The sequence below is a fragment of the Vibrio sinaloensis genome (assembly GCF_000808535.1).
Lineage (GTDB): Bacteria > Pseudomonadota > Gammaproteobacteria > Enterobacterales > Vibrionaceae > Vibrio > Vibrio sinaloensis_D.
The window spans coordinates 31756-58193 of the sequence record NZ_JWLV01000002.1; the positions used below are offsets into that span (position 1 = coordinate 31756).

General features: G+C 46.3%; 26 protein-coding genes, 1 pseudogene and 1 riboswitch. Of the genes and pseudogenes, 20 read left to right on the plus strand and 7 right to left on the minus strand.

Going from position 1 to position 26438, the window contains the following annotated elements; all coding sequences use genetic code 11:
- The first annotated feature begins 7 nt into the window (after positions 1–7).
- Both RJ47_RS04090 and RJ47_RS04095 read left to right on the plus strand, forming a co-directional pair.
- Positions 8–241: a YecH family metal-binding protein gene (locus tag RJ47_RS04090; RefSeq protein WP_039481757.1), complete on the plus strand. Its 234-nt coding sequence runs from the start codon at positions 8–10 to the stop codon at positions 239–241.
- A gap of 134 nt (positions 242–375) precedes the next feature.
- On the plus strand, positions 376–960 hold the full coding sequence (locus RJ47_RS04095) for a YhgN family NAAT transporter (RefSeq protein ID WP_005475609.1): 585 nt from the start codon (positions 376–378) through the stop codon (positions 958–960).
- Positions 961–999: 39 nt separating this feature from the next.
- On the opposite strand, the gene RJ47_RS04100 is transcribed toward RJ47_RS04095, so the two are convergent.
- Both RJ47_RS04100 and rsmD read right to left on the minus strand, forming a co-directional pair.
- A complete protein-coding gene (locus RJ47_RS04100) occupies positions 1000–1266 on the minus strand; it encodes a DUF1145 domain-containing protein (RefSeq protein WP_005475595.1) in 267 nt (88 codons plus the stop codon).
- Positions 1267–1276: 10 nt separating this feature from the next.
- Entirely contained in the window at positions 1277–1879 is a 603-nt protein-coding gene (gene rsmD, locus RJ47_RS04105) for a 16S rRNA (guanine(966)-N(2))-methyltransferase RsmD (protein ID WP_038140597.1), read from the minus strand.
- Between the two features lie 212 nt (positions 1880–2091).
- Between rsmD and ftsY the strand changes: the two genes are divergently transcribed.
- From ftsY to glpG, 6 genes are all read left to right on the plus strand, one after another.
- On the plus strand, positions 2092–3297 hold the full coding sequence (gene ftsY / locus RJ47_RS04110; RefSeq protein ID WP_039481760.1) for a signal recognition particle-docking protein FtsY: 1206 nt from the start codon (positions 2092–2094) through the stop codon (positions 3295–3297).
- 88 nt (positions 3298–3385) lie between these two features.
- A complete protein-coding gene (ftsE, locus tag RJ47_RS04115; RefSeq protein ID WP_005475644.1) occupies positions 3386–4060 on the plus strand; it encodes a cell division ATP-binding protein FtsE in 675 nt (224 codons plus the stop codon).
- A complete protein-coding gene (ftsX, locus tag RJ47_RS04120) occupies positions 4050–5018 on the plus strand; it encodes a permease-like cell division protein FtsX (RefSeq protein WP_005475599.1) in 969 nt (322 codons plus the stop codon). The genes ftsE and ftsX overlap by 11 nt, the downstream gene beginning before the upstream one ends.
- A gap of 167 nt (positions 5019–5185) precedes the next feature.
- Positions 5186–6043 carry an RNA polymerase sigma factor RpoH gene (rpoH, locus tag RJ47_RS04125; RefSeq protein WP_038140594.1) on the plus strand — a complete coding sequence of 286 codons (858 nt, stop codon included), beginning with the start codon at positions 5186–5188 and terminating at the stop codon, positions 6041–6043.
- 413 nt (positions 6044–6456) lie between these two features.
- Positions 6457–6783 carry a thiosulfate sulfurtransferase GlpE gene (gene glpE / locus RJ47_RS04130; RefSeq protein ID WP_038140592.1) on the plus strand — a complete coding sequence of 109 codons (327 nt, stop codon included), beginning with the start codon at positions 6457–6459 and terminating at the stop codon, positions 6781–6783.
- 9 nt (positions 6784–6792) lie between these two features.
- Complete coding sequence (glpG, locus tag RJ47_RS04135) at positions 6793–7641, plus strand: rhomboid family intramembrane serine protease GlpG (protein ID WP_039481763.1); 849 nt, start codon at positions 6793–6795, stop codon at positions 7639–7641.
- 29 nt (positions 7642–7670) lie between these two features.
- Here glpG and RJ47_RS04140 read toward each other — a convergent pair whose 3' ends face one another.
- Positions 7671–8078, minus strand: a complete 408-nt coding sequence (locus RJ47_RS04140; protein WP_038140590.1) for a flagellar basal body-associated protein FliL — start codon at positions 8076–8078, stop codon at positions 7671–7673.
- Positions 8079–8243: 165 nt separating this feature from the next.
- Between RJ47_RS04140 and RJ47_RS04145 the strand changes: the two genes are divergently transcribed.
- Positions 8244–8795 carry a chorismate lyase gene (locus RJ47_RS04145; RefSeq protein WP_039481766.1) on the plus strand — a complete coding sequence of 184 codons (552 nt, stop codon included), beginning with the start codon at positions 8244–8246 and terminating at the stop codon, positions 8793–8795.
- Positions 8782–9636: a 4-hydroxybenzoate octaprenyltransferase gene (ubiA, locus tag RJ47_RS04150; RefSeq protein ID WP_038216093.1), complete on the plus strand. Its 855-nt coding sequence runs from the start codon at positions 8782–8784 to the stop codon at positions 9634–9636. Before RJ47_RS04145 ends, ubiA begins: the two co-directional genes overlap by 14 nt.
- A 32-nt stretch (positions 9637–9668) precedes the next feature.
- Here ubiA and plsB read toward each other — a convergent pair whose 3' ends face one another.
- Complete coding sequence (plsB, locus tag RJ47_RS04155) at positions 9669–12104, minus strand: glycerol-3-phosphate 1-O-acyltransferase PlsB (protein WP_039481768.1); 2436 nt, start codon at positions 12102–12104, stop codon at positions 9669–9671.
- A 439-nt stretch (positions 12105–12543) separates the two neighbouring features.
- Between plsB and lexA the strand changes: the two genes are divergently transcribed.
- The 5 genes from lexA (at position 12544) to fghA (ending at position 17714) form a co-directional block, all read left to right on the plus strand.
- On the plus strand, positions 12544–13164 hold the full coding sequence (lexA, locus tag RJ47_RS04160) for a transcriptional repressor LexA (RefSeq protein ID WP_039481771.1): 621 nt from the start codon (positions 12544–12546) through the stop codon (positions 13162–13164).
- Between the two features lie 87 nt (positions 13165–13251).
- Entirely contained in the window at positions 13252–14064 is an 813-nt protein-coding gene (locus RJ47_RS04165; RefSeq protein ID WP_038193436.1) for a class I SAM-dependent methyltransferase, read from the plus strand.
- 41 nt (positions 14065–14105) lie between these two features.
- Complete coding sequence (gene dinF / locus RJ47_RS04170; protein WP_039481781.1) at positions 14106–15443, plus strand: MATE family efflux transporter DinF; 1338 nt, start codon at positions 14106–14108, stop codon at positions 15441–15443.
- Positions 15444–15654: 211 nt separating this feature from the next.
- A complete protein-coding gene (locus tag RJ47_RS04175) occupies positions 15655–16803 on the plus strand; it encodes an S-(hydroxymethyl)glutathione dehydrogenase/class III alcohol dehydrogenase (RefSeq protein WP_039481774.1) in 1149 nt (382 codons plus the stop codon).
- Positions 16804–16874: 71 nt separating this feature from the next.
- Positions 16875–17714 carry an S-formylglutathione hydrolase gene (gene fghA / locus RJ47_RS04180; protein ID WP_039481784.1) on the plus strand — a complete coding sequence of 280 codons (840 nt, stop codon included), beginning with the start codon at positions 16875–16877 and terminating at the stop codon, positions 17712–17714.
- A 77-nt stretch (positions 17715–17791) separates the two neighbouring features.
- Here the strand turns inward: fghA and sthA are convergent, their stop codons facing one another.
- Positions 17792–19222, minus strand: coding sequence for a Si-specific NAD(P)(+) transhydrogenase (gene sthA, locus RJ47_RS04185; RefSeq protein ID WP_072016686.1), 1431 nt, complete (start codon positions 19220–19222; stop codon positions 17792–17794).
- A gap of 255 nt (positions 19223–19477) precedes the next feature.
- On the opposite strand from sthA, the gene fabR reads away from it, so the two are divergent.
- Both fabR and RJ47_RS04195 read left to right on the plus strand, forming a co-directional pair.
- Positions 19478–20119, plus strand: coding sequence for an HTH-type transcriptional repressor FabR (gene fabR / locus RJ47_RS04190; RefSeq protein ID WP_005476630.1), 642 nt, complete (start codon positions 19478–19480; stop codon positions 20117–20119).
- A complete protein-coding gene (locus RJ47_RS04195; protein ID WP_005476634.1) occupies positions 20119–20505 on the plus strand; it encodes a YijD family membrane protein in 387 nt (128 codons plus the stop codon). Before fabR ends, RJ47_RS04195 begins: the two co-directional genes overlap by 1 nt.
- 63 nt (positions 20506–20568) lie before the next feature.
- Here RJ47_RS04195 and trmA read toward each other — a convergent pair whose 3' ends face one another.
- The gene (gene trmA, locus RJ47_RS04200) at positions 20569–21675 is read right to left on the minus strand and encodes a tRNA (uridine(54)-C5)-methyltransferase TrmA (RefSeq protein ID WP_038216085.1); all 1107 of its coding nucleotides are present in this window, start codon (positions 21673–21675) and stop codon (positions 20569–20571) included.
- 168 nt (positions 21676–21843) lie between these two features.
- Positions 21844–22042: riboswitch (cobalamin riboswitch) on the plus strand.
- Positions 22043–22095: 53 nt separating this feature from the next.
- Between trmA and RJ47_RS04205 the strand changes: the two genes are divergently transcribed.
- From RJ47_RS04205 to murI, 3 genes and pseudogenes are all read left to right on the plus strand, one after another.
- The gene (locus RJ47_RS04205) at positions 22096–23913 is read left to right on the plus strand and encodes a TonB-dependent receptor domain-containing protein (RefSeq protein WP_039481777.1); all 1818 of its coding nucleotides are present in this window, start codon (positions 22096–22098) and stop codon (positions 23911–23913) included.
- A gap of 47 nt (positions 23914–23960) precedes the next feature.
- Positions 23961–24641, plus strand: a pseudogene (locus tag RJ47_RS04210) (ATPase).
- 36 nt (positions 24642–24677) lie between these two features.
- Positions 24678–25466 carry a glutamate racemase gene (gene murI / locus RJ47_RS04215; RefSeq protein ID WP_039474614.1) on the plus strand — a complete coding sequence of 263 codons (789 nt, stop codon included), beginning with the start codon at positions 24678–24680 and terminating at the stop codon, positions 25464–25466.
- Here the strand turns inward: murI and RJ47_RS04220 are convergent.
- On the minus strand, positions 25432–25881 hold the full coding sequence (locus RJ47_RS04220; protein ID WP_038193553.1) for an RNA recognition motif domain-containing protein: 450 nt from the start codon (positions 25879–25881) through the stop codon (positions 25432–25434). The genes murI and RJ47_RS04220 overlap by 35 nt on opposite strands.
- Between the last annotated feature and the right edge of the window lie 557 nt (positions 25882–26438).

A 26438-nucleotide genomic window follows, 5' to 3' on the forward strand; every position in this document is an offset into this window, starting at 1 on the left:
AGCAGTCATGACGGAAATTCATGCACATAACGTTCTAAACTTACTTAGAGAAAAGCCAATGAGTGAGGCGGAGCTGCGTCACGCAGTGAATCAAGACTTCGGTGAACACGCGATGTTTCGAACCTGTAAATTGAATGGCTTTGACCTAGACGCGTTGCTGACGTTCTTTATTCAAAAACAGAAAATCGTCCAGCATGATGGTAAATGGTCTGTCAATATGGATCGTGTGTGTGGTCATTGATCACTGTAAGTACGCTTATTTAATCTCTATTCACTGAATCAATCTGTTTTGCCTCCAAATTAACGTGCGACGTTGCTATACTTCGCCGTCTTTTTGTTCATCTATTCAAACCGTGCTGCTTTGGGGGCTAATCCATGGATATAATTTCTGCCGCGACCATGTTGTTTCTCATCATGGACCCGCTAGGCAACTTGCCGATTGTGCTGTCTATACTGAAGCACTTAGATCCGAAACGTCGCCGCAAAGTGTTAATCCGAGAGCTTCTATTTGCGCTGGGTATTTTGATGTTGTTCCTCTTTGCAGGAAAGAGCATCCTCAACTTCCTTCACGTTGCACCAGAAACGCTGAGTATCTCGGGCGGGATTATTCTCTTTATCATCGCAATCAAGATGATTTTCCCTACGGGCGGCAGTATTGTTGGCTTAGCGGCAGGTGAAGAGCCTTTCTTTGTTCCGATGGCGATTCCAATGATTGCAGGGCCATCGGTAATCGCTGCGCTACTGCTGCTTTCTAGTCAGCACCCCGACAAGCTTTTGGAGTTGTCGGCTGCCGTACTGTTAGCTTGGGGGGTGACGTTTGTGGTGTTGATGTTCTATGGCTTCTTCCATAGGATTTTGGGTGAGCGCGGACTCAAAGCCATTGAGCGTTTGATGGGACTTTTGCTGATTATGATTTCAACTCAAATGTTCCTCGATGGCGTAAAAAGCTATTTAGGTTAAGAGATAAAAAATGCCGCGACTTCGCGGCATTTTTGGTTTTTAGGACATGTATTTACGTCGGATATCGAGCAAGGCAAAGATACCAAAAATAAGAATCGACCATTTTTCCCATTTGCTCATGGCGATCTTATCTCCAAACGCGCCGATGAATATCAGCATTTGCAGTCCGTGCATGAACAACAGGAACGCCGCCATAATATAAAGCGCGATAGCGGCATTGCCTGGAAAGGGCATAAAAATGTTGAGAACCAAAATAAACCAAACAAAGCCAATAGCCGCTTTGGCGAGTAATAGTAATGCTTTCATGACGACGTCCTTACGAGTCTTGTTGTCGCTCAAATAGTCGGTAGCACACTTGGCCAGCCGTCTTTTCTCGATACAGTTGCCAGTGTGCCGGAATTGACTCCAATGCCAACTCTTTTTCTGTTTCAATATAAATCATCGCGCCTTCCGCCAGCCAATTATTCTGCTCCAGCAAGGTCACGGTTTCGTCGAGTAATCCTTTACGAAACGGAGGATCAATAAAAACCACGTGATGCGGCGTTCCTGGCTGTTTTAGAAAGCTCAAGGCATCGGTGTTGTGCGCGCTAATATTGGTGGCTTTTAATGCGGCGATGTTTTGCTTGAGCTGTTTAAATGCCGCGGTATTGAGCTCTACCATGGTCACATGCTCAGCTTGACGAGACGCTGATTCAAAACTCAGGCCACCGGAACCTGCAAACAAATCCAAACATTTGGCTCTGGGTACATCTTGCGCGATCCAGTTAAAGAGGGTTTCTTTAACGCGATCGGTCGTTGGGCGTAACCCTTCTGCATCGTGGACAGGCAGCTTTCGACCTCTCCATAAGCCACTAATGATACGAACGAAGCCTGTGGATGGCTTTTTTTGTGATGTGTTTTGCTGGCGACGTCTTACCATAGATTTTTTGACCGCTAATAAAGTGATACTATACCCAGTCGCTCAGCAATTAAGCCCTGAGTACAGCCCAAAATTCATTGATGACAGAGTGTACCCCATCGCCAATACGCTGGAAACTTTTCACTCTGTTGTCATTTTTCTTTTCTTGTTTGGGATAATCCCAAGAGAAAAGAGTCACAGAGTAAATATAAGACAATCTAGGATAGCCCCAGATGACGGAAAAAAAGAAGCGCGGATTACTTTCTTGGCTTGGCTTTGGTGATGATGACCAGGCAAAACAACCGGTTGATGAGAAACAACAAGTAGAAAGTGACGTTGTTGCCGAAGAGACGCAACCTGTTGAAGACGCGCCTCAGGAAGAGAACACTAAACTAGCAGAAGCAGAAGCAGAAGCAGAAGCAGAAGCAGAAGCAGAAGCAGAAGCAGAGCCGACCGAGGAGCAGCCAGTAGTGGTTGAGCCTCAAGAGCCTCGTGTCGTAGAGCAGGAAAAGCCGACTGAGAGTTTCTTCGCACGACTAAAACGCAGTCTTGCGCGCACCAAAGCGAATATTGGCGCGGGTTTCTTTGGTCTGTTTAAAGGTAAACAGATTGATGATGACTTATTTGAAGAGTTGGAAGAGCAACTACTGATTGCTGATGTTGGCATGGATACCACGACTAAGATCATCGATAGCCTGACAGAAAAAGCGTCGCGCCAAGAATTGAAAGATGGTGAAGCTTTGTATGGTCTACTGAAAGAAGAGATGGCGGAAATCTTATCGACAGTAGAAAAGCCGCTTGAAGTGGATACGTCAAAAACGCCATACGTGATCTTGATGGTCGGTGTGAACGGTGTAGGTAAGACCACGACAATTGGTAAGCTAGCAAAACAGTTCCAAGCTGAAGGTAAGAAAGTGATGCTTGCGGCAGGTGATACTTTCCGAGCTGCGGCTGTTGAACAGCTTCAAGTTTGGGGTGAACGCAATAATGTACCGGTTGTTGCTCAGCACACTGGAGCGGATAGCGCGTCGGTAATTTACGATGCGATTGAGTCGGCAAAAGCAAAAGGCGTGGATGTGGTGATTGCGGATACCGCGGGTCGCCTACAAAACAAATCGAACTTGATGGAAGAGCTGCGTAAGATTGTTCGAGTTATGCAGAAAGTGGACGGCTCAGCGCCACATGAAATCATGTTGACCTTGGATGCGGGTACTGGGCAAAACGCGATTAGCCAAGCGAAGCTGTTTAGCGACGTTGCGCCGCTTACCGGTATCACTCTGACTAAGCTAGACGGTACGGCGAAAGGTGGCGTTATTTTTGCGTTGGCAGACCAATTCCAGATCCCAATCCGCTACATTGGGGTCGGTGAAGGTATCGACGATTTACGCCCATTTGAAACCCAAGAGTTTATCGACGCTTTGTTTAGCCGCGAAGACTAACTGTCTGCTCCATAAAAGTGACCAATGAACGGTCACTTTTATGGATTGGGAATCACGAAAGTAGAAAAGTTCGTAAGAGGAATTACGGGTGATAAAGTTTCAGCAAGTCAGTAAAGCGTATCGTGGTGGTCGTCAAGCGCTGCAAAAAGTCGACTTTCATCTGCGTCGTGGAGAAATGGCCTTTTTAGGTGGTCATTCTGGTGCGGGCAAAAGCACCTTGCTTAAATTGATCTGTGCGATTGAGCGCCCAACGGATGGGAAGATTTACTTCAACGATCACGACATTACACGTATCCCCAATAAAGATATTCCTTTTTTACGTCGTAACATCGGTATTGTTTTCCAAGACCACCGCTTGCTGATGGATCGCCCTGTATATGACAACGTCGCGCTGCCAATGCGCATTGAGTCGATCTCCGAGCACGAAATAAAGCGCAGAGTGAATGCCGCTCTGGATAAGACGGGTCTGCTGGACAAAGCTAAGTGTCTTCCTAGCCAGTTATCTGGTGGTGAGCAGCAGCGTGTGGGTATTGCTCGTGCGGTGGTCAATCGCCCCACCTTGCTATTGGCTGATGAGCCCACGGGTAACTTAGACCCCGAGCTGTCGAGTCGCGTATTGAAATTACTTGAAGAGTTTAACCGCGCCGGTGTGACGATCCTCCTGGCCACGCATGATATTGGGTTAGTGAACACTCGCCCACAATATCGTCACCTTGAACTGAACCAAGGCTTTTTGAGCGAGGTTGAAGATTATGGCCAGTAACACCCGTAACCGCAAAGCAACCAAAGCGCGAACGGTGAATCGAGTCAAGCGCGATGGTTTTCTGACCATTCATTTCAAGCAAGCAAAAGCCTCTTTATTGGAGTTCACCGAGCGACCATTGGGCAATCTTCTTACGCTTGCTGTGATCTCTATGGCTTTGGCGTTGCCATCGGCGCTCTATTTGCTTGGTAAAAACCTGTCAGTGGCTTCGTCACATGTCACCAGCCCTTCTCAAATCAGTGGTTATATTGCGGAAAGTACACCAGAAGCTCGTATCATGATCTTGAAAGATAATCTTGAGAGCATGAAAGAAGTCGCGGCCGTGCAATATATTTCGCCGCAGCAAGGTCTCAATGATTTGAGTGAGTATTCGGGCTTTGAGCAAGCAATCTCGTTGTTGGATGATTACGCGTTGCCAGGGGTGTTAGTGATCACTCCGAGCATGGAAGAGAAAGCCAAGGTGAAAGAGCTCGCTAGCCTAATCCGCGCGGAAGAAGATATTACTGATGTTCGGATGGATGAAGATTGGCTAACGCGCCTTGACGCAATCAAAAACTTAGTCAGTGGCATTGTGATTACGCTGTCGTTATTGATGTTGGGTTCGGTATTTCTCATTGTGGGCAATACGCTAAGGTTCAACGTATTAGCGAATAAAGAAGAGATTCAAACCATGAAACTGATTGGCGCAACCAATGGCTTTATTTTGCGCCCTTACTTATATTCAGGTATGTGGTTTGGCTTGTTAGGTGCGCTGTCTGCGTGGATTTTAACGGCGATTATCACAGTTTTACTGAACAGCAGTGTCGAGCAATTGGCTTTACTTTATGATAGCCGCTTCAGACTCATTGGGCTGAGCTGGGATGAGAGCTTACTGCTTTTAATGCTGGGAACTTTCATTGGATGCCTAGCTGCGAAAGTGTCTGCGCAACGTCATCTAAAAGAAATTGAACCAGTTTAATTTCAGCGTGTCCTACTATTTGAAAAAGTAGACGCTACCGTGTACTTTTACTTGTGTAAACAATTTGTTTATGCATAATTACTTTCCCTTGCTTGAAACCTGTTCATTTTAGGTTCAAGATTATCGGGTTAAAAATGACTCCAGATCAGAGATTGATGAGGAATTGAATGACTAACCAAGCGTACCCAATGGCTGTAGTTACACAAGATAGCTTGGACAGCTACATCCGCAAAGTAAACAGCTACCCAATGCTGACTGCTGACGAGGAACGTGAACTCGCAGAGAAACTGCATTACGACGGTGAAATCGAGGCGGCTAAAGGACTTATCCTTTCGCACTTGCGTTTCGTTGTGCACGTTGCTCGTGGTTATTCTGGTTACGGTTTGCCAATGGCAGACTTAGTACAAGAGGGTAACATCGGCCTGATGAAAGCCGTAAAACGCTTTAATCCAGAGGTAGGTGTTCGTCTTGTGTCATTTGCTGTTCATTGGATCAAAGCCGAAATTCATGAGTACGTTTTGCGTAACTGGCGTATCGTGAAAATTGCCACGACAAAAGCTCAGCGTAAACTGTTCTTCAACCTGCGTAAGTCGAAAAAGCGTCTAGGTTGGTTTAACAACGGTGAAGTTGAAACTGTTGCGAAAGAGCTTGGCGTTGAGCCTTCAGAGGTTCGCGAAATGGAGTCTCGCTTAGCCGCGCAAGACTCGACATTTGAAATGCAAGCGGACGATGACGATACTGGCACGTCGTACACAGCTCCAGTACTTTATTTGGAAGATAAAGCGTCAGATGTGGCTGACAACGTTGAAGCGGCAAACTGGGAAGCGCACACTAACAATCGTTTGAGCTTAGCTTTGGCGAGTTTGGATGAGCGTAGCCAACACATTGTCCGTTCTCGTTGGTTGGACGACAACAAAGCAACGCTGCAAGAATTAGCTGAGACCTACAGCGTATCTGCAGAGCGCATTCGTCAACTAGAAAAGAATGCGATGAAGAAGCTGAAAGTGGCGGTCGGTGATTTTTAATCCCACATAGCGCGATATTCAAAAAAAGCCGAGATCAAATGATCTCGGCTTTTTTATTGCCGATCGAAAATTGCACCGACTGAGGGAAGATTTGGATCGAAAATAGCCAGACCTTCCTGTGGGTAACTCTGTGGTAAATTTCTTTGCTAGATGTCAGAAAGCAGGGTGAATAAAGGCACAGAGAGCAATTGCCTGGTGGGGATACTTTTACTTTTACACACATTTAAATAAGGATCATCACTACATATAGTGGATCCATTTCAAGAATCATACTTTATCAACGTAATCCACAAAATTATCCACAGATGGTTAATAAACAAACGCCAGTGGATAACCTTAGTAACCTCGTGTACTTGTTGAGCACTGGATAGGTTACAATGGCAGCAAATAATAATTCCCTAAAGAGAAAGTCAATGGACCAGTTTAAACATATCGATGTGGCGGGCGCGCAAGCCCTACTAGAGCAAGGAGAAGCGCGCTTGGTGGATATTCGAGATCCGCAATCCTTTGCTGTCGCGCATCCACAGTCTGCTTATCACCTTACCAACGACAGCATTGTCCAGTTTATGAATGAAGTGGAGTTCGAACAGCCTGTATTGGTGATGTGCTATCACGGTATCAGTAGCCAAGGCGCAGCACAGTATTTGGTTAACCAAGGCTTTGAGCAGGTGTATAGTGTGGATGGCGGCTTTGAAGCTTGGCAGCGTGCCAACTTGCCGATTGAATCCAACATGAACTAGGAAGATGTTATGGTCAGACTGATCTCATTAACAAACCCAAGAATGGCACAAGCCTTTATCGATTATATGGCTTCTCGCCAGATCGATATTAAGATGATGCCCGAGGGAGGAGGTCAGTTTGCTTTATGGTTGAGTAATCCTGAGCACCAAATTGAAGCAGAATCCGAGCTCAATCACTTCTTGGCTAATCCTAATGATGCCAAATATCAAGCGGCGTCATGGGATATGGCCGAATCACGAACCAACCAGTTTACCTATCGCTCGCCGAGCATGCTGGCGATGATCAAAGCCAAAGCGGGGCCAATGACTTTAGCCATCATGCTGATTTGTGTGGTTATCTTTACCATGCAGCAGTTGGGGGCCGGGGATGCGGTTTTTACTGCGCTCCATTTTCCTGCGTTTGCGGGACAAGAGTGGCAACTGTGGCGCTGGATGAGTCACGCAGTACTCCATTTTTCGGTAATACACATCGCCTTCAACTTACTATGGTGGTGGCAGTTGGGGGGCGATATTGAGCAGCGCTTAGGTTCTGGCAAGCTTCTTCAATTGTTTGTGGTGTCAGCAGCATTATCTGGCGCGGGTCAATACTGGGTAGAAGGCGCTAACTTTGGTGGCTTGTCAGGTGTGGTTTATGCCTTGGTTGGTTATCTTTGGATGATAGGGTACAAAGCCCCTCAATTGGGTTTAAGCATGCCAAAGCCTGTGATTGGGTTTATGTTGGTCTGGCTCGTACTCGGTTTTGTTCAGCCATTTATGGCCATCGCCAATACCGCACACCTGGCAGGATTACTGGCGGGGGTAGCAATCGGATTACTGGATGCGGAGCGTTACAACAAACATCAAAAAAGCGGCAGTTAGCCGCTTTTTATCGTCTTTTGACTCGCTCGCTACTGATAGAGATACTTGGTAAAGAGAAGGTCTGCGATGACCGTTTTCCCCGTTTCAGGCAGTAGGATGGAGTTTAGCTGCTCGACTAACGATTTACGTAAGTCCTCACGACCGGCGAGCGAAGTGATGGTGTCTTCTGACTGTTGACCCAATAGCTCAATGACGGCATCTCGAATCAGTGGCTGGTGCAGCTCAATAATGGCCAAGTCGGTTTCCGCTGCAACCATAATATCGATGCGCACTTGAATGTAGCCGAGCTTTTTGCCCTTGGTGTAAAAGTTGGTCGTTAGATCCGGTTCAAGTGTAAAGTACGCGAGCTTTGGAACCCCTTCTTCCTCAGCGAATGTAGGAAGACTTATCAACAGTGTCCATGCGACAAATATTTGGGCTAGGTAACGTTTAATCATATTTATAACTTTTCTTTCTTCCAATCACGATACTCGAATCGCCAGAGTCTTGTTACAATGGAGCATCTGTTTGTAATAAAAATGCGTTAAGTACTCGATGTGGTGGTTAACACTTCAGATCGAAGCTTTATTGTACGCCGATAAGGCTACTTATTGAATACTAGTATGAATCAATTGATTGCGCTCTATTTATCTGCATTGCGCCAAGTAAGCTGGCAAGAACCGGCTGAGTTTAACTTTCCCGACGCGATTTCCAAGCAGTGGCTGCTGGAACAGGGCTCATTGTCACGTTTACTCAGCTCCTATTGCGACGGTCTGACGGTTGACCTTGTCCACAACAAAATTGTGAAAGCGGAGAAGCTGAATCATCAAGAAGTTGACTTGTTGAACCAAGAGCCCTGTCTGCTACGTAAGGTAGTATTAAATGGTGACGGAGAGGCTTGGGTGCTGGGTCGGACCTTAATTCCGCTTTCCTCAATGGAAGATCAACAACATGACCTCACACAGCAAGGGGAAATCCCTTTGGGTTTGACGGTGTTCAGCGCAGATAACGTTAAACGAGATGCGTTACAAGTCGGGTGGGCAAACACACCACAAGGTGACATGCTCGCGCGTCGCTCAAGATTATGGATGAATCATAAACCTATGTTGGTTGCGGAACTCTTTTTACCCACAGCGCCAATGTACACCAAGGAGACATGGCATGACGGCGAGTAAGGCTCAGGCGTATTGGCAATTGATGCGGATGGATAAGCCAATTGGCACCTTGCTTCTGCTTTGGCCGACTTTGTGGGCATTGATCATCGCCGCGCAAGGGGTGCCCGATCCTAAAGTGCTGGTGGTGTTTATTTTAGGTGTTGTGTTTATGCGTGCCGCTGGGTGCGTAATTAATGACTTTGCTGACAGAAAAGTAGATGGTCATGTTAAGCGTACTAGCCAAAGACCATTACCTTCAGGGCGGGTTACTTCCAAAGAAGCGATCACGCTGTTTATCATCTTGGGTGTTGCTTCATTCTTGTTAGTGCTAACCATGAATCCGCTCACCATTGCGCTCTCTTTTGCGGGGATAGTGCTGGCATTTATCTATCCGTTCATGAAGCGCTTTACTCATCTGCCTCAGCTATTTTTGGGTTTGGCTTTCAGTTGGTCGATTCCGATGGCTTGGGCGGCGCAAGCAAATGAGCTGCCAATGGTGGTTTGGTTTGTCTTTGCCATTAATGCGCTATGGACCATCGCTTACGACACGCAGTATGCCATGGTGGATCGCGACGACGACTTGAAAATTGGGATTAAATCCACTGCGATTCTATTTGGTCGTTTCGACAAGATGGTGATTGGTGTTTTGCAATTGATCACCTTAGCCATGCTGATTTACCTCGGCGTTTGGTATCAATTGGGGGCTAGTTTCTATTGGAGCTTGTTGATTGCGGGTGCCTTGTTTGTTTTCCAACAGCACCTGATTCGTCATCGCGAAAGAGAGCTGTGTTTTCGGGCTTTCCTCAACAATAATTATGTCGGTATGGTTATCGCGATTGGATTGCTAATCGCGTTTATTTAAAAGAAAGGGCATCATCGAGATGCCCTTTTTGTTTATTTCTGTTCTGTCGTCTGACAGATACTCTCTTTGATGGTCAACTTCACTTCTGGGTAAAGCATAGAGTAAAGCAGCTTGGCCAATGTCTGGCATCGCTGTTTGTCACAGTTGCCATCGATATCGAGGTAAGCTTGCTGCTTCAAGGTGCTGAACATTGATGAGAACACCCCTTTATCAAAGAACTCAGGTGCGTTGATACCGTGTAAGCGACCCAAGCGCTGAGCGATATCTTGGCTCTTTTGCTCTAGATCCGATTTACCCAATTCTGGGTTGGCAACCAACAAGTTCAGAGCAATAGAGTAGCGCTGAAGAGTTTCAGTAATGGTACGACCTAGCAGAACCAGCACTTGCGTATTGGCTTGGCGAATCGCGACATTTTGCTCTGCGTCTACTGTCACTACGCCTTGGCGAGCCAATTCTTCGATGTAGGCTTCTGTCATCTCGCCCAGTTTTTCTTCCTCAATACTTAGGAAGAGCTCCTGTTTGAGGAATGGGTAAACCAATGCCACGTTAGTTTTGATCTGCTCAAGAGACAGTTGTTGCTGGCGCACGAGCATTTGAGCAATCAGCGATGGTAACGCTAACAAGTGGATGATGTTGTTGCGGTAGTAAGTCATCAAGATCGATTGGTTACGATCGAGAGAAATAATATCGCCCATCGAGTCTGACTCAATCAGGAATTTATCCAGTGACTCTGCGTGTTTCACCAGCGCTTCTGCATCTTCACTCGGTAGCGTGTAAGTCGACGAGTAAGGCACATTTTTCAGCAGCGATAAGTAACAATCAATTTGATTGACCAAGCTGTCGCGGGACAATGCGCGTTGACGAGAGGCAAGCAAGGCTGTTGCACATAAGGTCAGCGCGTTGGCTGCCGCCGCATCGTTAATATGAGTCATCATCTTGGTCGCTAAGTCATTCACCACAGGGTTAAGCCACTGAGGCTTAGTGCTACCCATAGGGTCGATGTTTTTGCTCCACTCTGGCGCTTTCTCATTAAGGTATTGGTTAAGCGGAATAGGCTCACCAAAGTTCACGTAACCTTGGCCAAAATTGCGCAGCTTGCGAATTGTGCGCAGGACTAACCCCGCATTCTCTTTCTCTTTGCGTTTGCCGCGAAGCTCTTTAGCGTAAGTGCCCACTTCCATCACGTGCTCGTAGCCAATATAGACAGGAACCAAGGTGACAGGACGGTTTAAACCGCGCAGCATGGCTTGAATGGTCATCGCGAGCATGCCCGTTTTGGCTTGCAGTAGGCGACCAGTTCGTGAGCGGCCTCCTTCACTGAAGTACTCAACCGAGTAGCCTTTGGCAAACAGCTCAGCAAGGTATTCGCGGAAAATCGTTGAGTAAAGTTTATTGCCTTTGAAGCTACGACGAATAAAGAACGCACCACCACGGCGGAAAATCGGCCCCGCTGGGAAGAAGTTCAAGTTGATGCCCGCAGCAATGTGCGGAGGAACCATCCCTTCACGGTAGAGTACGTAGGACAGAAGAAGGTAATCCATGTGGCTACGATGACACGGAACATAAACAATCTCATGGCCATCTTGGGCGAGCTTACGCACCGTAGCGGCATTGGTGATGTTCAAGCCTTGGTAGATACGATTCCATAACCAACCTAAGATGCGCTCACCGTTTTTAATCAGCGAGTATGAGAAGTCTGCGGCGATCTCATCCATGATGGCATGGGCTTCTCTACGCGCTTTCTCGATCGGGATGTCTTTCGAGTTAGCTTCGTCGAGAATGGCTTGTTCGATCGCTTCTGATTTCATCAGGCGTTTGAACAGAGCCTGACGACTCGGCAGGTTTGGCCCTGATGCCGCCAGCTTTTGACGGGAAAAGTGTATGCGTGCAACGCGTGCGAGTTTGTGTGCGATAGACGTATCGGTGCCGTGAGAGTCCGCCATATATCGAAGTGATACAACAGGGCTGATACGCACTAGGCAGTCGCGACCTGACAAAATAACGGCTTTGGCTTTTTGAGGGCCGTTGAGTGACTGCAAGTAAGGTTTCTGCTGCGACTCTTTACCTGGTTTACGACCCCATAAAACGGTTGTCGGAATCACTTGCACATCGAGCTCTGAATCGAGTTTGTGCTGTTCGAGTAAGTCCGAAAACTGTGCGATCGACTCGTTAGGTACGTCTTGGTCACTGTTCATCACGGTTTCACGAGATGAAGTAAACACAAAGCGCTTGAATGATTTACCGTTGATTTCCACGGATTCAAACGGGTCAGGGAGTCCTAACTCCACCACCTTTTTTTGCAGTGTGATTAAGTCAACGTTTGAACGGTACGGCAGTGCATAGATGATCGGTTTATTGATGTCGATATTGAGATCATCAATCGGGTTGGCAGGAATAGCTGTCCCCTTTACCAAAACTGACAGTGGCAGTTTCAGTAAAGAACGAGAAAATGATTGTCCGGAAGACATAAAGCTTCTGAGCCTCAAAATAGATAAATAGCATAAGCGCATTTCCAATTCTCAAGTATAGAAGTGGGGATGCGCCCAAGCGGATATTTTTAGCCAGCAAGGATATCAGAAACTGGTCGAACCTTTTACTTAAAATTGACCAGTAAAACGTCAATTTTCGCCAAATCCATTCATCCGACGAATTTGTTCACTTTGATGTCGGTAAAGTAAAAAGTGAAACAGCCTGCTTGGCTAAGCCTCTTATCCGATATGAGTTGAGTCAATGAGTTTAAACGTGAGATAGACTCAGTCATGTTGCACTGGTGTGCGGGAAGGCGAGTCTCGGTCTGTGGAAAAATCGCCGTGATGGTTAAGCTATTCAAAAAACAATCAATTTGCTTTTCATTTCAAAGGTTACTGGATATACTCACAGTTAACTGTATAAAAAGACAGGTGACTTATGAAGCCGTTAACGCCACGCCAGCAACAAGTATTTGATCTAATCAAAAGTAAAATTGATGACACCGGTATGCCACCGACACGCGCTGAGATTGCACGTGAGCTTGGTTTCCGCTCAGCAAATGCCGCTGAAGAACATTTAAAAGCGCTTGCTCGTAAAGAAGCGATAGAAATTATTCCTGGCGCTTCGCGCGGGATCCGTATCCTACTTGAAGATGCCGCCAATGATGAGCAAGGCTTGCCGCTAATCGGTCAAGTCGCTGCAGGTGAACCCATCTTGGCTCAAGAACATGTAGAAACACACTATCAAGTCGATCCAGGCATGTTTAAGCCTCAAGCTGACTTTCTGCTGCGTGTAAATGGCGAGAGTATGAAAGATATCGGCATTATGGATGGTGACTTATTAGCCGTGCACAAAACGCAAGATGTGCGTGATGGTCAAGTGGTTGTAGCTCGCGTTGATGAAGATGTGACGGTTAAGCGCCTTGAGCGCAAAGGTTCTACAGTCTTGCTTCATGCTGAGAACGAAGAGTTTGAACCGATCAAGGTGGATTTAACTTCTCAGCACCTGTCGATTGAAGGTTTAGCTGTAGGCATCATCCGAAATACCGATTGGATGTAACTCAAAAGATGAGATTAATTCTCACTTGTTGATTTTGTAATTGATATTCATTATCATCTTCTCTCTTGCTATGGAAGGAAGATGATAATGGCGGCGAATCAAAATTTAGCTCAGCATCGCTATCAAATCCCGGCAAATTTATTGCAGCCTTTGTGGCTTCGCAGCCGTGAAAGTTTGGTCGATAATGGATTGGTTTACGATCCTATTGCAGCACGTGCTTGCCAACGCTGTCATCTTGCTCCCGAATGCTTTTCTGGTGATATTGACCAAAAGCAGCTCCTCCACGTTACCCTAACGCAACTGTGTGACCAACAAGTCTCAGCCTTCATTAAGCGCAATCCAGATGGCTGGATTATTAACGTCGGTGCGGGTTTAGATACTCGTTTTTACCGCGTTGATAACGGTCGCTGCCATTGGTTAGAACTCGATGTGACAGAAAACTTGCTCTGGCGTCAAAAGCTGTTTCATAAAAGTGAGCGCTACCATCATGTCTGTGGCAGTGTCAGCGATCTCACTTGGCTCGAATCTTTACCTATCCCAGATAAAACCCCGGTTATGATTGTTTGTGAACACGCGTTACTTGATTGCACTGAGCGAGAAGTGGCTAAGTTCGTCCAAGCGCTTGGCTGTCACTTTGATAGTGCTAGAGCTTGCGTGGTGCTTGCGGGAGATTTAAGCGCATCAAAATTGGGTCAAAAAATGGGGGCAGGTCACTATGCTCATGGCTACAGTAACCCGAATCAAGCGATGCTTAACTACTTACCTTGGTCTCGCTGGGTAAAAACTTATTCTCCTCTAGAGCGAGACTGTGGCCGTTGGAAGTTATGGCAACGATGGCTCACAAAATTACATCCACTCAAGCAGCGCCTAACACCGGTATTAGTTCAGCTTCGCTGGTGATCCCGTTACACTTGCCATTCAATCTTTATTCGAGTGGCAACGTGCAATTATTTCAGACTCTCTCTAATCGCGATGTACACAAGCAAGTGTTACTGCTCGCGATTCCTATGGTTCTCTCTAACATTACCGTTCCGCTGTTGGGCTTGGTCGATGCTGCGGTGATCGGTCACCTTGACCACGCTTGGTATCTCGGTGGTGTGGCACTGGGAAGCACTATGATCAGTGTGACCTTTTGGTTACTCGGCTTTTTACGTATGTCGACTACGGGGCTTGCGGCGCAATCATACGGAGCGGGTAGCAAGCATCAGCTTGGTTTAGTGTTTAGCCAAGGCATGTTGATGGCGCTCGGCTTTGCGACTGTTTTCCTCTTGTTTCATCAATTGATTGCTGATTGGGTGTTTTCTTTCAGCAGCGCCAGTGACCAAGTCAAGCACTATGGTCAGCAATACTTTTCTATTCGTGCTTGGAGTGCTCCTGCGGCATTGGCTAACTTTGTTCTGCTTGGTTGGCTGCTTGGAACACAAAATGCCAAAGCGCCAATGTGGATGGTGATCATTGCTAACGTGACTAACATAGCGCTAGATGTGCTGTTCGTGATTGGCTTTGGTTGGAAAGTCGAGGGCGCAGCTCTGGCGTCTGTGATCGCAGATTATACTGGGATGACATTTGGACTCTACTGCGTTTGGCACAAGTGGCAGCGCGAGCAATTACCGAACTTGTTGCTGTTGGTGAAAGACAGTGCCAACGGCTTAACCCGTTTTGTTAAACTCAATCGCGATATCTTTTTGCGCTCTTTATGCTTACAAGCCACGTTCACCTTTATGACCTTTCAAGGTGCAAGTTTTGGCGATGAGATTGTTGCTGCCAATGCGGTATTGATGAGCTTTCTGATGATGATTTCTTATGGCATGGACGGTTTTGCCTATGCGATGGAGGCGATGGTTGGTAAAGCCATTGGTGCTAAAGACAGGCAGCAACTGAGTGACTCATTGATCGGGACCTTCTTTTGGAGTTTGGTGATTTGCACCTTACTCACCGTGGTGTTTGCTATGTTTGGATCGCGCTTGATCAGTGTGATCACGGATATTCAACAAGTGCATGCAATGGCGCTGGAGTATCTACCGTGGCTGGTGGCGATGCCGCTTGTTGCGATGTGGTGCTTTTTGCTGGATGGCATTTTTATTGGTGCCACTAAAGGGAAAGAGATGCGCAATAGTATGTTTGTATCGACCTGCAGTTTCTTCGCTATCTTTTATTTTGCGAGCGACTTAGGTAATCACGCTTTATGGATGGCAATGCTGAGTTTTATGGCGATGAGAGGCATCACTTTAGGGGGGGTATTATTTAGCCAGTGGCGAAGAGAGCAGTTCCTCGTATAGCGTTATGGCGTCGCAATGGCCGAGTCTTAGGACTCGGTTTTTTGTCCATCGTAACGATTATTACAAATAGGTAATAATGATTTGCAGGTTGCACGGATTATCATTGTTGAATAAGTGCCTAAAATAAGCGCCATACAACGACGCAGAAGTAAGACGAAAGCTCGACTACGCTTATTACGTCATCCTAACTCCCTATTTGAAGGAAACTCCAATGGCACTTGAACTTAAACCGGGTCAAACTCATATCAAATCCAAAGCAATGGTTGCATGGGCTGCTGGCGAGCCGCTAAAAATGGAAGAGGTCGATGTACAACTTCCGAAAGCTGGCGAAGTGCTTGTTCGTATTGTTGCGACAGGCGTTTGTCATACTGACGCATTTACCTTATCGGGTGAGGATCCTGAAGGAATCTTCCCATCGATTCTTGGTCACGAAGGTGGCGGTATCGTTGAAATGGTGGGTGAGGGTGTGACAAGCGTTGAAGTCGGTGATCATGTTATTCCTCTTTACACCGCAGAATGTGGCGAGTGTAAATTCTGTAAGTCGGGTAAGACGAATCTTTGCCAGGCCGTGCGCGAAACTCAAGGTAAAGGTCTGATGCCAGATGGCACAAGCCGTTTCTCTGTCAACGGTGAGACCATATTCCACTACATGGGGTGTTCTACTTTCTCTGAGTACACGGTACTACCAGAAATCTCACTAGCGAAAGTAAACAAAGAAGCGCCACTGGAAGAAGTTTGTCTTCTAGGTTGCGGTGTGACGACGGGTATGGGGGCGGTGCTTAACACGGCAAAAGTTGAGCAAGGTGATACCGTAGCCATTTTCGGCTTAGGCGGTATTGGCTTGTCGGCGATCATCGGTGCACGTATGGCTGGAGCGAGCCGCATCATCGGTATCGATATCAATGAGAGCAAGTTCGATCTTGCGAAGCAACTTGGCGCAACTGATGTGATTAATCCACAGCAATTTGATAAGCCAATTCAAGAAGTCATCGTAGAGATGACTGACGGCGGCGTTGATTACTCGTTTGAGTGTATCGGTAACGTCAACGTGATGCGTCAAGCGTTGGAGTGCTGCCATAAAGGTTGGGGTGAGTCAGTCATCATTGGTGTTGCCGGGGCAGGTCAAGAGATCTCGACTCGTCCATTCCAGCTTGTGACAGGACGCGTATGGCGTGGCTCTGCTTTCGGTGGTGTTAAAGGCCGTTCAGAGCTTCCTGAAATCGTAAACCGTTACATGGCGGGTGAGTTTGGTCTGCAAGAATTCATCACGCACACCATGGGTCTACAAGACGTAAATGAAGCATTCGAATTGATGCACAAAGGTGAATCTATCCGTACTGTTCTTCACATGGATAAGTAATCACTTTTTAAAGGTAACGCCCTTAAATACGGGCGTTTCTTTTTATTGTCGAATGAACCCTTGAGGTGGACATGACCATAGAAAACATTAGCCAAGCCAAAGTCTTCGGTGGTTGGCATAAACAATACACACATACATCAATTCGTCTCAATTGCGATATGCGCTTTGCGATTTTTCTACCGCCTAATGCATCTAAGGCACAGCCTGTTCCAGTTCTATACTGGTTATCGGGATTGACCTGCACGGATGAAAACTTCATGCAGAAAGCAGGCGCATTTCGTAAGGCGGCGGAGTTGGGGATTGCGATTGTTGCCCCAGATACTAGCCCGCGTGGTAGCGATGTCGCGGATGATGACGGCTACGATTTGGGGCAAGGTGCAGGCTTTTATTTGAATGCCACACAGGAGCCTTGGTCTCGTCATTATCATATGTACGACTATGTCACCGAAGAGCTCCCCGCGTTGATTGAATCAAATTTCCCCGTATCGACCGTCAAATCTATCTCGGGTCACAGCATGGGGGGGCATGGAGCGCTTACCATTGGGCTTAAAAATCCTAATGCTTACCGTTCTATCTCTGCGTTCAGTCCGATCAGTAATCCAATGCAATGCCCTTGGGGACAAAAAGCATTCAACGCTTACCTAGGGAGTGATTTTGAGGCGTGGAAGGAGTACGACGCAAGCGAGCTTTTGAAACAGGCTCAAGCGAGGCTACCGATTTTGGTCGATCAAGGTGAGGCAGACGGCTTTCTGGTTGAGCAATTAAAGCCGGAAGCATTGATTGCGGCTGCAAAGGCGCACGATTCTGAGGTGCAAGTGCGGATGCAGCCCGGCTACGACCACAGCTATTACTTTATCTCTAGCTTCATTGATGATCATTTGGAGTTTCATGCGGCTTACTTAAATCAGTAAGCGTCATGGGTCGCACACATAGAAAAGCCGCACTTCAATGGAAGTGCGGCTTTGTTTAGGTTTGAGCCTTTAAAACCTTAAAACAGGCGATTTAATCCATTCAATGCCGCAACACGGTAAGCTTCCGCCATGGTTGGGTAGTTAAAGGTCGTGTTGACGAAGTACTCGATGGTGTTCGCTTCACCCTTTTGCTCCATAATGGCTTGGCCGATGTGAATGATTTCCGCAGCGCGTTCGCCAAAGCAGTGAATGCCCAAAATTTCCTTGGTTTCGCGGTGGAAAAGAATCTTCAAACTGCCAATGTCTTTGCCTGCGATCTGGGCGCGCGCAAGGTGTTTGAACGATGAGCGGCCCACTTCGTAAGGCACTTTAGCAGCAGTGAGCTCTTGCTCGGTTTTACCCACTGAACTGATCTCTGGAATCGTGTAAATCCCTGTAGGGATATCATCAATTAAATTCCCATCAGCCTTACCTTTGGTAATGGCTTGTGCCACGAAGCGACCTTGATCATACGCCGCACTTGCTAAGCTAGGGTAGCCAATCACATCGCCCACGGCATAGACGTGCTCGACTTCAGTTTGGTAGTTGCCATCGACTTTTAGCTGGCCACGAGAGTCCGCTTCTAAGCCTACCGCTGATAAATTGAGTTTGTCTGTGTTACCGGTTCGGCCGTTGGCGTACAAGATGCAATCGGCACGCATTTTTTTACCCGATTCAAGATGGACGATTACGCCATCTTCGGTGCCTTCGATTTTCTCGTAAGTTTCATCATTGCGAATGACAACACCACTGTTCCAGAAGTGATAAGAAAGGGCATCTGAGACTTCGTTATCTAGGAAAGCCAGGAGACGATCGCGGGTGTTGATTAAATCCGTTTTCACCCCCAATCCGCGGAAAATAGACGCATACTCACAACCGATAACGCCTGCGCCATAAATGATTATATGTCGCGGGTCGTGCTTGAGGCTCAAGATGGAGTCACTGTCATAAATGCGCTCGTGCATGAAGTCCACATCAGCGGGCTGGTAAGGGCGAGAGCCAGTGGCAATTACGAATCGATCGGCACTGTAAGTCTCTTCAGTACCGTCACTTTGCATGACCGCTATGGTGTACTTATCAATAAAGCGCGCAGTACCAAAAATCAAAGAGCATTGGTTTCGGTCGTAAAACCCTTGGCGCAGTCGAGTCTGTTTATCGATGACTGATTTAGCGTGACCAAGAATGTTTGAAAAGGTCGAATGTAGGCTGGTGTTGTTATGACAAAATAACGGATTATTGTTGAACTCGATGATACGGCTCACGGCATGGCGTAATGCTTTTGATGGAATGGTGCCCCAGTGGGTACAGCCGCCCCCCACACTGCTTTCTTTCTCGACAATGGCAACATTCAATCCCGCTTTGGTTAACCCCATCGCTGCCCCTTCACCGCCGGGACCACTACCAATCACGATTACATCAAAGTGGTTGCTCTCCGCCATAGTTTTTTCCTTGTTATATAGTCTTAACATTGCTGTAGCGAGATTTTAACTGATTCCGTTAATGCGTACACTACCAGCCGACTAGAGAGTCGGTGAGATCACGTAGATTCGTTCAAATCTGAGAAAGGAATGCGGTATATCTCTAATTGAACTCGAAAAGATTGAAAATTGAGTGGAACTGGGTTTAATTGCCCTCGGTAGTCACAGAGCGAGATTTTTGGGTTATCTCCCTAAGTCAATCGTTGTATATTAAAGGCTACCAAAATAAGAAAAAGATCCGTAGTTATGAAATCCATGGGAATCCGCGCACAGCAGAAAGAGAAAACGCGTCGTTCATTGATTGATGCCGCCTTTAGTCAGCTCTGTGCAGATCGAAGTTTCTCTAACCTCAGTTTACGAGAAGTCGCACGAGAAGCGGGAATCGCCCCCACCTCATTCTATCGCCATTTCAAAGATATGGATGAGCTCGGGTTAACTATGGTGGACGAAGGCGGTTTATTGCTTCGTCAATTAATGCGTCAGGCTCGCCAGCGCATTGTTAAAGAGGGCAGTGTGATTCGCACATCGGTAGAAACCTTTATGGAATTTATCGAGAGTAGCCCCAACGTCTTTCGTTTATTGCTGCGTGAGCGCTCTGGCACCTCTGCCGAGTTTCGTGCCGCAGTCGCGAGAGAAATTCAACATTTTTCAGCTGAGTTAACGGAGTACCTTATCGGTACAGGGATGACCCGTGAAGAAGCTTTCACTCAAGCCGAAGCATCGGTTACCTTGGTCTTTAACTCTGGCGCAGAAGCTTTAGATTTAGAAGGACGTGAACGCGACGAGCTTGCCGAGCGTCTAATTATGCAGTTGCGAATGATGGCCAAAGGGGCTTATTGGTATCGCAAAGAACGTGAACGTAACCGATTAAAAGGTGGGATAGATTAATGTCGAACGAAACAAACCAAGTTAATCGTGGTTCTGAGAAGAAAACCCTAGTGCTGGCACTTGTTGCGGGTATGTGTGGGGACGCAATGCTGTCTTGGCTAACAATGAGCCAAGTTTCTTTCTCAATTTTTCCACTCATTGCTCTAGTACTAGCTGTTCAGACGCTGTACCAAGAGTATCTAAGTAAACCTGTATCAGAAGATATCCCGCTAGTGGGTCTAGCGTGTTTCTTTGTGGGTGCATTCGGTCACTCGGCCTTTATCAAGGCTCAGTACCCAGATGCGGGTTCAAACATGCTAGCGATCTTCATCACGCTGGGCTTGCTGCTATGGGTTGCAAAGAAACTGGGTTTTCTAACTCCGACAACAGCAAAAGCTGAGTCATAGAGAGTCGAAAATAGATATTAAAAAACGAGCCTAAATGGCTCGTTTTTTGTTTCAGTAAAGCGTCTATTTACGCTCTAGCATCACACCCGCTTCCATGTGGTGGGTAAATGGGAACTGGTCAAATAGAGCAAAGCGAGTCACGTTGTGGGTTTCACTCAAAACGTCTAAGTTTTCTTTTAAGGTTTCTGGGTTACATGAGATGTATAAGATACGCTCATAGCCTTGCACCATCTTACACGTGTCAATGTCCATACCTGCACGTGGTGGATCGACAAAAATCGTGTTGCAGTTGTAACTCTTAAGATCCACGCCCGCATCTTTTAGGCGACGGAATTCGCGTTTGCCTTCAATCGCTTCGGTAAATTCTTCAGCAGAAAGGCGCAGAATCTGCACGTTGTCGATCTTGTTGGCTGCAATATTGTATTGCGCCGAGATAACCGAAGGCTTAGCTAGCTCGGTGGCCAACACGCGCTCAAAGTTTTGCGCCAGCGCAAGAGAGAAGTTGCCGTTGCCACAGTATAGCTCCAGCAGATCACCTTGGCTGTCTTGAGTACAGTCGACGGCCCATTCCAACATCTTCTCTGCGACTTTACCGTTTGGTTGAGTAAAGCTGTTTTCAACTTGCTGGTAGATGTAAGGCTTGCCATTCACATCCAGTTTTTCGATCACGTAATCACGATCGAGAACTATCTTCATCTTACGCGCACGGCCGATAATATTGAGGTTGAAGCCTTCGTCATTTAAACGTTGCTTAAGCGCTTTAGCATTCTTAGTCCACTCATCATCGAGCTGGCGATGGTAAAGAAGAGACACCAAGATTTCACCGCTCAGTGTAGAGAGGAAGTCCACTTGGAACAGTTTACGACGCAGTGAATCGTTGTCTTTCATTGCATCAACGAGTAAAGGCATGAGATCGTTGATTAAACGGCTCGCCGCAGGGAATTGATCGACGCGGTACTTTTCTCGAGTCTCTTGATTGAACATGATGTAGTAAAGGTCTTCACCTTCATGCCAAACGCGGAACTCTGCTCGCATACGGTAGTGCTGCTCTGGAGATTCAAACACTTCCAATTCTGGCACGTTGTAAGGAGCGAACATTTCGGTAAGGCGCTCAACTTTTTCTGCCAGTTGTTCTTGGTAGCGTTGTGGGTTTACATCAAGAGTAGCCATGATTATTACCTTTGGGTTATTGCCTGTGCTTAGTGCGTTTTATTTGAGAGCGCAGATTTTATTCAATCCCCGCTTGATGTCCAGTGTTGGTTCGTAATCACGACACTAACCTGCTGTAAAAACTATAGCTTATACCAATCTTAACTAGACAAAATATCAATAGCTGAATAACATCGGCCCCAAGCTGGTGCTATCTGGATGTATAGATGGCTGAAATAAGGGAATCTGGTGGAATTCCAGAACTGACGCGCAGCGGTAAAAGAGAACGACCCCTCAATAGACACTGCATAGAGGAATATGCGGGAAGTCGAGGCAGTAGGCTAACAGCTCTTAAGTCCGAATACCTGCCAGCAGCTGAGCTCAATCACTGGAAGCAAACGCTTCAAGCTCGGTAGGATTTACGCGATTTAGGACAGAATAATGAACCGATCTATTTTAGCGATGGCTATGGCATCGCTGCTTCCCTCTACCTATTCCATTGCCCAAGATGTTTCTGTTGATGAGACAATGGTGATCACAGCGAATCGTTTTGAGCAGCCTCTCAATGAAGTTATCACTTCAACGACGATTGTTTCAAAGCAAGAAATTGAAGCGATTCAAGCTAAGTCTTTGGTTGATGTATTAAAGCGAGTACCAGGCGTTGAAGTTTCCCAAAGTGGCGGCCGTGGTCATTCTGCCTCTGTATTTGTTCGTGGCTTTAATAGCAATCAAGTTTTGTTCTTGGTTGACGGCGTACGTATCAATTCTGCGGCTGGTGGGATTAGTTTTAACCATATCCCTGTTGGTATTATCGAGCGTGTAGAAGTCATCAAAGGCCCTGGTGGCGCCCTTTATGGGTCTGATGCAATCGCTGGTGTGATTAACGTCATTACCTCTTCAAGTGAATCAAATGAAGGCACAGTCGTCTCTTTGGGCGCAGGAAGCGATGCTCAAAAAGAAGCGAATTTCTCGACGACGCGCGCATTTGCTAACGGCGGCATTGTAAAACTCGCTGGTGGTTTTGAAGAGACCGATGGTTTTGATATTAAAGATCCAGCAACTGGCTTAGATTATGGGTATGAAAGCCAAAACTTGTTTGCTTCCTATTCTCAGGCATTCAACGAGCAGTTCTCAGGCTCTGCATCGGTTCGTTGGTATGACAGTTTAACTGAATATGATTCAGGCGGTAAAAACTACGGTTATTCAGAAAACTTGAGTATTACTGCGGATGTTCAATATCACGGTGACAAACTCAGCTCGACGTTTCGAGCCAACCAACAAGCTATTGAAAACCTAAACTACTCTCAGGCTCAAGGTAAAGATAATGCAGGTACTGAGAAGAAGATTTCTCTGACGAACCTGCAATTTCTTAATCAATATTCGGTTTCTGAAAACTTTACGGTTGGCGCCGGTGCCGATTGGCGCAGAGAAAAGTTGGATGATGATGCGCTAAGTTATGGAAACCCAGATAAATTAGCGGGAGAGTCTCGTAATACAACGGGCGTGTATCTTTCTACTGATGTTCAGTTTGGAGACTTACAACTTACGGGTAGTGTTCGCAATGATAAGCACGATACTTACGATTACCATGTTACTTGGTCGCTAGGAACCCGCTATCACCTAACGCAAGCTCACTCTTTAAGAGCTGCACTAGGCACTTCCTTTAAAGCGCCGAGTTACTCCGACTTAACCAACAACTCAGATTTGAAACCAGAAGAAGCGATCAGTCGTGAAATCGGATACACGGGCGAGTTTGAGTTGTTCACTTTGGATGTTACCGCTTACGACAATGATGTCGATAACCTTATCATATGGTACGAAGGTTCTCCTTGGTGGTACCCAGAGAATGTGGACGCAGAATTGCGCGGTCTTGAAATAAGCGGAACGTTCAATACAGGCTTTATTCACCATACACTTATTGCCGAGTTCAAAGACCACCAAGATTCAGGTGGTAATAAGCTCGCTAAGCGTGCGGATGAAAACTACAAATGGTTACTGGATGCATCTTACGAAGACTTCGATTTTAATCTGACCTATACCTATACAGGAGAGCGGTTGGGCAATCCTAAAGAAGTGAGCGACCCGAAAAATGAACTGCCATCTGTGAGTTTGTGGGATGCCTCTGTTGGGTATTGGGTATCTCAAGATCTCGTTGTTCGAGCACGTGTCGACAACTTAACCAATGAGAAGTATCAAACAACGTTAAGTTACAACGCACCAGAGCGTCGCTACTTTGCTAACCTAACTTACCAATTCTAAGTACTTAAAACCGCCTTCGGGCGGTTTTTTATCGATAGATAAACAGTATGAAAAACAACGTCATCATCAGTTGGTCGAGCGGAAAAGATTCAACCCTAGTACTAGAAAGGCTTCGAGATAACCCAGAGTTTAATGTGGTCGCCCTCTATACTACCTATGTGAAAGATGAAGTGCCTTTCCAAGCCACGCCTCTTCATGTGCTGGATATGCAGGCCCAATTACTGCAATTACCTTTGATTAAAGTTGAACTACCCGAAACCTTTCCTCCCAATGAAGTATACCAAGCACGAATTGTTGAAAGCTTGAAGGCGAGTGGGATCGAAATAGATGCTGTTGCGTTTGGTGACATGTTCTGCAATGGCATTGCTGATTATCGCCGTAGCTATATCGAACCTGCTGGCTGGCAGTGTTTGTTCCCCTTAATGGGGGAGGAGAGTGAAAAACTGGCGCAAGAAATTCTTCAGTGAGGAATACAGACCCTTGTTGTTACCACTGATGGTAACGCTCTGAGTCAGCAGTTTTGCGGTCAGTTGTATAGCCCAGAGTTTCTAACAGCACTTCCTGATAACGTCGATCCTTGTGGTGAAAATGGAGAATTCCATACCTTAGTGACGCAGACTCGAAGTTATCAAGGTTGTATCGAGGTAACACCTACGCATATAGATAGTGATGGACGCTTCTCATATCAACGTTATACGGCCAAGAGATTGCCAAAAACGCCGAACTGAGTATGATTGCCACATCTCTTATCGTGGGTTACTCAAGTGTCGAATCATTCAAATATCCTTATCTTTGACTCTGGTGTAGGCGGACTGTCGGTTTTCCAAGAAATTGCCAATAAGCTTCCGCATCTTAACTATACCTATATCTTCGATAATGAAGCGTACCCTTATGGTGAGCTAGCCCATGATACTTTGATCGCGAGAGTCGAAAAGCTGATTGGCCGTCTCGTTGAAGAAAAAGACATTGATCTGGTGGTTATCGCTTGTAATACCGCAAGTACGATCGTCCTTCCTACGCTTCGCTCTCAATTAACTATTCCTGTCGTTGGCGTGGTACCGGCCATAAAGCCAGCTTCCAATATGGCGAATAAGGCCGTCGGCTTAATCGCAACCCCTGCGACAGTGACAAGAGAATATACTCACGATCTTATCCGTAGTTTCTCTCAAAGTAAGCCAGTAGAAATGCTTGGCTCGACACGGCTGGTTGATATGGCAGAAGAGAAACTACGTGGCAAAGCTATCTGCTTGGATGAACTCACCAATATATTAGAGCCGCTTCGTCATCATATTGATGTGGCAGTATTAGGGTGTACTCACTTCCCTCTTATTAAAGAGGAGATTCAGAGTGTGCTTGGGCAGTCAGTGTTGCTGGTGGACTCAGGTGAAGCTATTGCCAGAAGAGTAGAAGCGCTTCTTGGTGTGAATAAACAAGAGAAGTGTGGAGAAAGGAGTATTTTTTCAACCGCTCCCCCTTGGGAAGAGGGAGCATTGAATCGAGCACTAAACCAATTACAGTTTAGCTCTGTTCAGCATTATCCGCTGAAGATTTAGGATCGTTAGCAATGCGCACTTTCAGTGTGCGTTGCATGTATTCATTTTCATTTAACGCTTCAATCGCTTTCGGTGCATCGGCTGCAGCCATCACGACGAAACCAAAACCTCGCCTTTTACCTGTTCGTTTATCTTTCATTAACCGGACCGCGAACACCTCACCATGTTTAGAAAATAATTCCTTAACGTTAGATTCGTTTGCTTTATATGGCAGGTTGCCCACGTAGAGCGTGTTAGTGGATGGGTCGTTATGTGGCTCGTCGATTGGAGTGGTGTTCGAAAATTTGATAACAAAAGCGCAAGCAAAAACACCAATCACAAAACTAATAGCAGGTGATAACGCGACCTGCGAAAAGAGGATTGCACCTATGATTGCGACGGCGACAATCATTAAGGTCGATTTGTTTGAATTCATATTGGAATACAACTATTGGTTTACTAAAAAAACGGTATCTACTGTTAACAAAATAGACACAGAGATATTACGTATATGGTTGTCGTTTTTCCAACGCATTGATGTGACATGACTCAAATGTTGAAATTTTATTCTATTTCAACCGTTTTGATTTCTTTTTGAGCAAACAAAAATTAATTTCAAAAAAACACTTGTCATCCGTTCAGACCTCCCTATAATGCCGCCTCACCGACACGGAGTGAGACGAAAGTCACAAACCGCTCGGTAAGAGAGAAAAGAAAGTTTGAAATAACGCTTGACTCTCAAATCGGGAAGCGTAAGATACGCACCCCTAGCAACACGGTGTTAAGCCAAGTGGTTGTTAGAAAAAGCTCTTTAACAATATAAACCTATCAATCTGTGTGGGCACTCGTTGATGATAATCCAATTAGAAGCTTCGGCTTCAAATTAGGTTTCAATGATACGAAGTGACCATTCGAATTGGGAAGCAGCCTTGAGCTGTTTTGTTTTACTTTTTCAAAAGTAAAAACCAATAAGAGCACAGTCAATTCAAACAT

Bases quoted from the DNA above. Each gene is read 5' to 3' on its own strand.
- RJ47_RS04205 (WP_039481777.1), top strand. From the start codon at position 22,096: ATGAACCGATCTATTTTAGCGATGGCTATGGCATCGCTGCTTCCCTCT.
- RJ47_RS04195 (WP_005476634.1), top strand. From the start codon at position 20,119: ATGTCGAACGAAACAAACCAAGTTAATCGTGGTTCTGAGAAGAAAACC.
- sthA (WP_072016686.1), bottom strand. From the start codon at position 19,222: ATGTTAAGACTATATAACAAGGAAAAAACTATGGCGGAGAGCAACCAC.
- glpE (WP_038140592.1), top strand. From the start codon at position 6,457: ATGGACCAGTTTAAACATATCGATGTGGCGGGCGCGCAAGCCCTACTA.
- lexA (WP_039481771.1), top strand. From the start codon at position 12,544: ATGAAGCCGTTAACGCCACGCCAGCAACAAGTATTTGATCTAATCAAA.
- ubiA (WP_038216093.1), top strand. From the start codon at position 8,782: ATGACGGCGAGTAAGGCTCAGGCGTATTGGCAATTGATGCGGATGGAT.
- rsmD (WP_038140597.1), bottom strand. From the start codon at position 1,879: ATGGTAAGACGTCGCCAGCAAAACACATCACAAAAAAAGCCATCCACA.
- fghA (WP_039481784.1), top strand. From the start codon at position 16,875: ATGACCATAGAAAACATTAGCCAAGCCAAAGTCTTCGGTGGTTGGCAT.
- ftsX (WP_005475599.1), top strand. From the start codon at position 4,050: ATGGCCAGTAACACCCGTAACCGCAAAGCAACCAAAGCGCGAACGGTG.
- rpoH (WP_038140594.1), top strand. From the start codon at position 5,186: ATGACTAACCAAGCGTACCCAATGGCTGTAGTTACACAAGATAGCTTG.
- RJ47_RS04165 (WP_038193436.1), top strand. From the start codon at position 13,252: ATGGCGGCGAATCAAAATTTAGCTCAGCATCGCTATCAAATCCCGGCA.
- trmA (WP_038216085.1), bottom strand. From the start codon at position 21,675: ATGGCTACTCTTGATGTAAACCCACAACGCTACCAAGAACAACTGGCA.
- RJ47_RS04140 (WP_038140590.1), bottom strand. From the start codon at position 8,078: ATGATTAAACGTTACCTAGCCCAAATATTTGTCGCATGGACACTGTTG.
- RJ47_RS04090 (WP_039481757.1), top strand. From the start codon at position 8: ATGACGGAAATTCATGCACATAACGTTCTAAACTTACTTAGAGAAAAG.
- fabR (WP_005476630.1), top strand. From the start codon at position 19,478: ATGAAATCCATGGGAATCCGCGCACAGCAGAAAGAGAAAACGCGTCGT.
- ftsY (WP_039481760.1), top strand. From the start codon at position 2,092: ATGACGGAAAAAAAGAAGCGCGGATTACTTTCTTGGCTTGGCTTTGGT.
- plsB (WP_039481768.1), bottom strand. From the start codon at position 12,104: ATGTCTTCCGGACAATCATTTTCTCGTTCTTTACTGAAACTGCCACTG.
- RJ47_RS04100 (WP_005475595.1), bottom strand. From the start codon at position 1,266: ATGAAAGCATTACTATTACTCGCCAAAGCGGCTATTGGCTTTGTTTGG.
- RJ47_RS04145 (WP_039481766.1), top strand. From the start codon at position 8,244: ATGAATCAATTGATTGCGCTCTATTTATCTGCATTGCGCCAAGTAAGC.
- RJ47_RS04095 (WP_005475609.1), top strand. From the start codon at position 376: ATGGATATAATTTCTGCCGCGACCATGTTGTTTCTCATCATGGACCCG.
- glpG (WP_039481763.1), top strand. From the start codon at position 6,793: ATGGTCAGACTGATCTCATTAACAAACCCAAGAATGGCACAAGCCTTT.
- RJ47_RS04175 (WP_039481774.1), top strand. From the start codon at position 15,655: ATGGCACTTGAACTTAAACCGGGTCAAACTCATATCAAATCCAAAGCA.
- RJ47_RS04220 (WP_038193553.1), bottom strand. From the start codon at position 25,881: ATGAATTCAAACAAATCGACCTTAATGATTGTCGCCGTCGCAATCATA.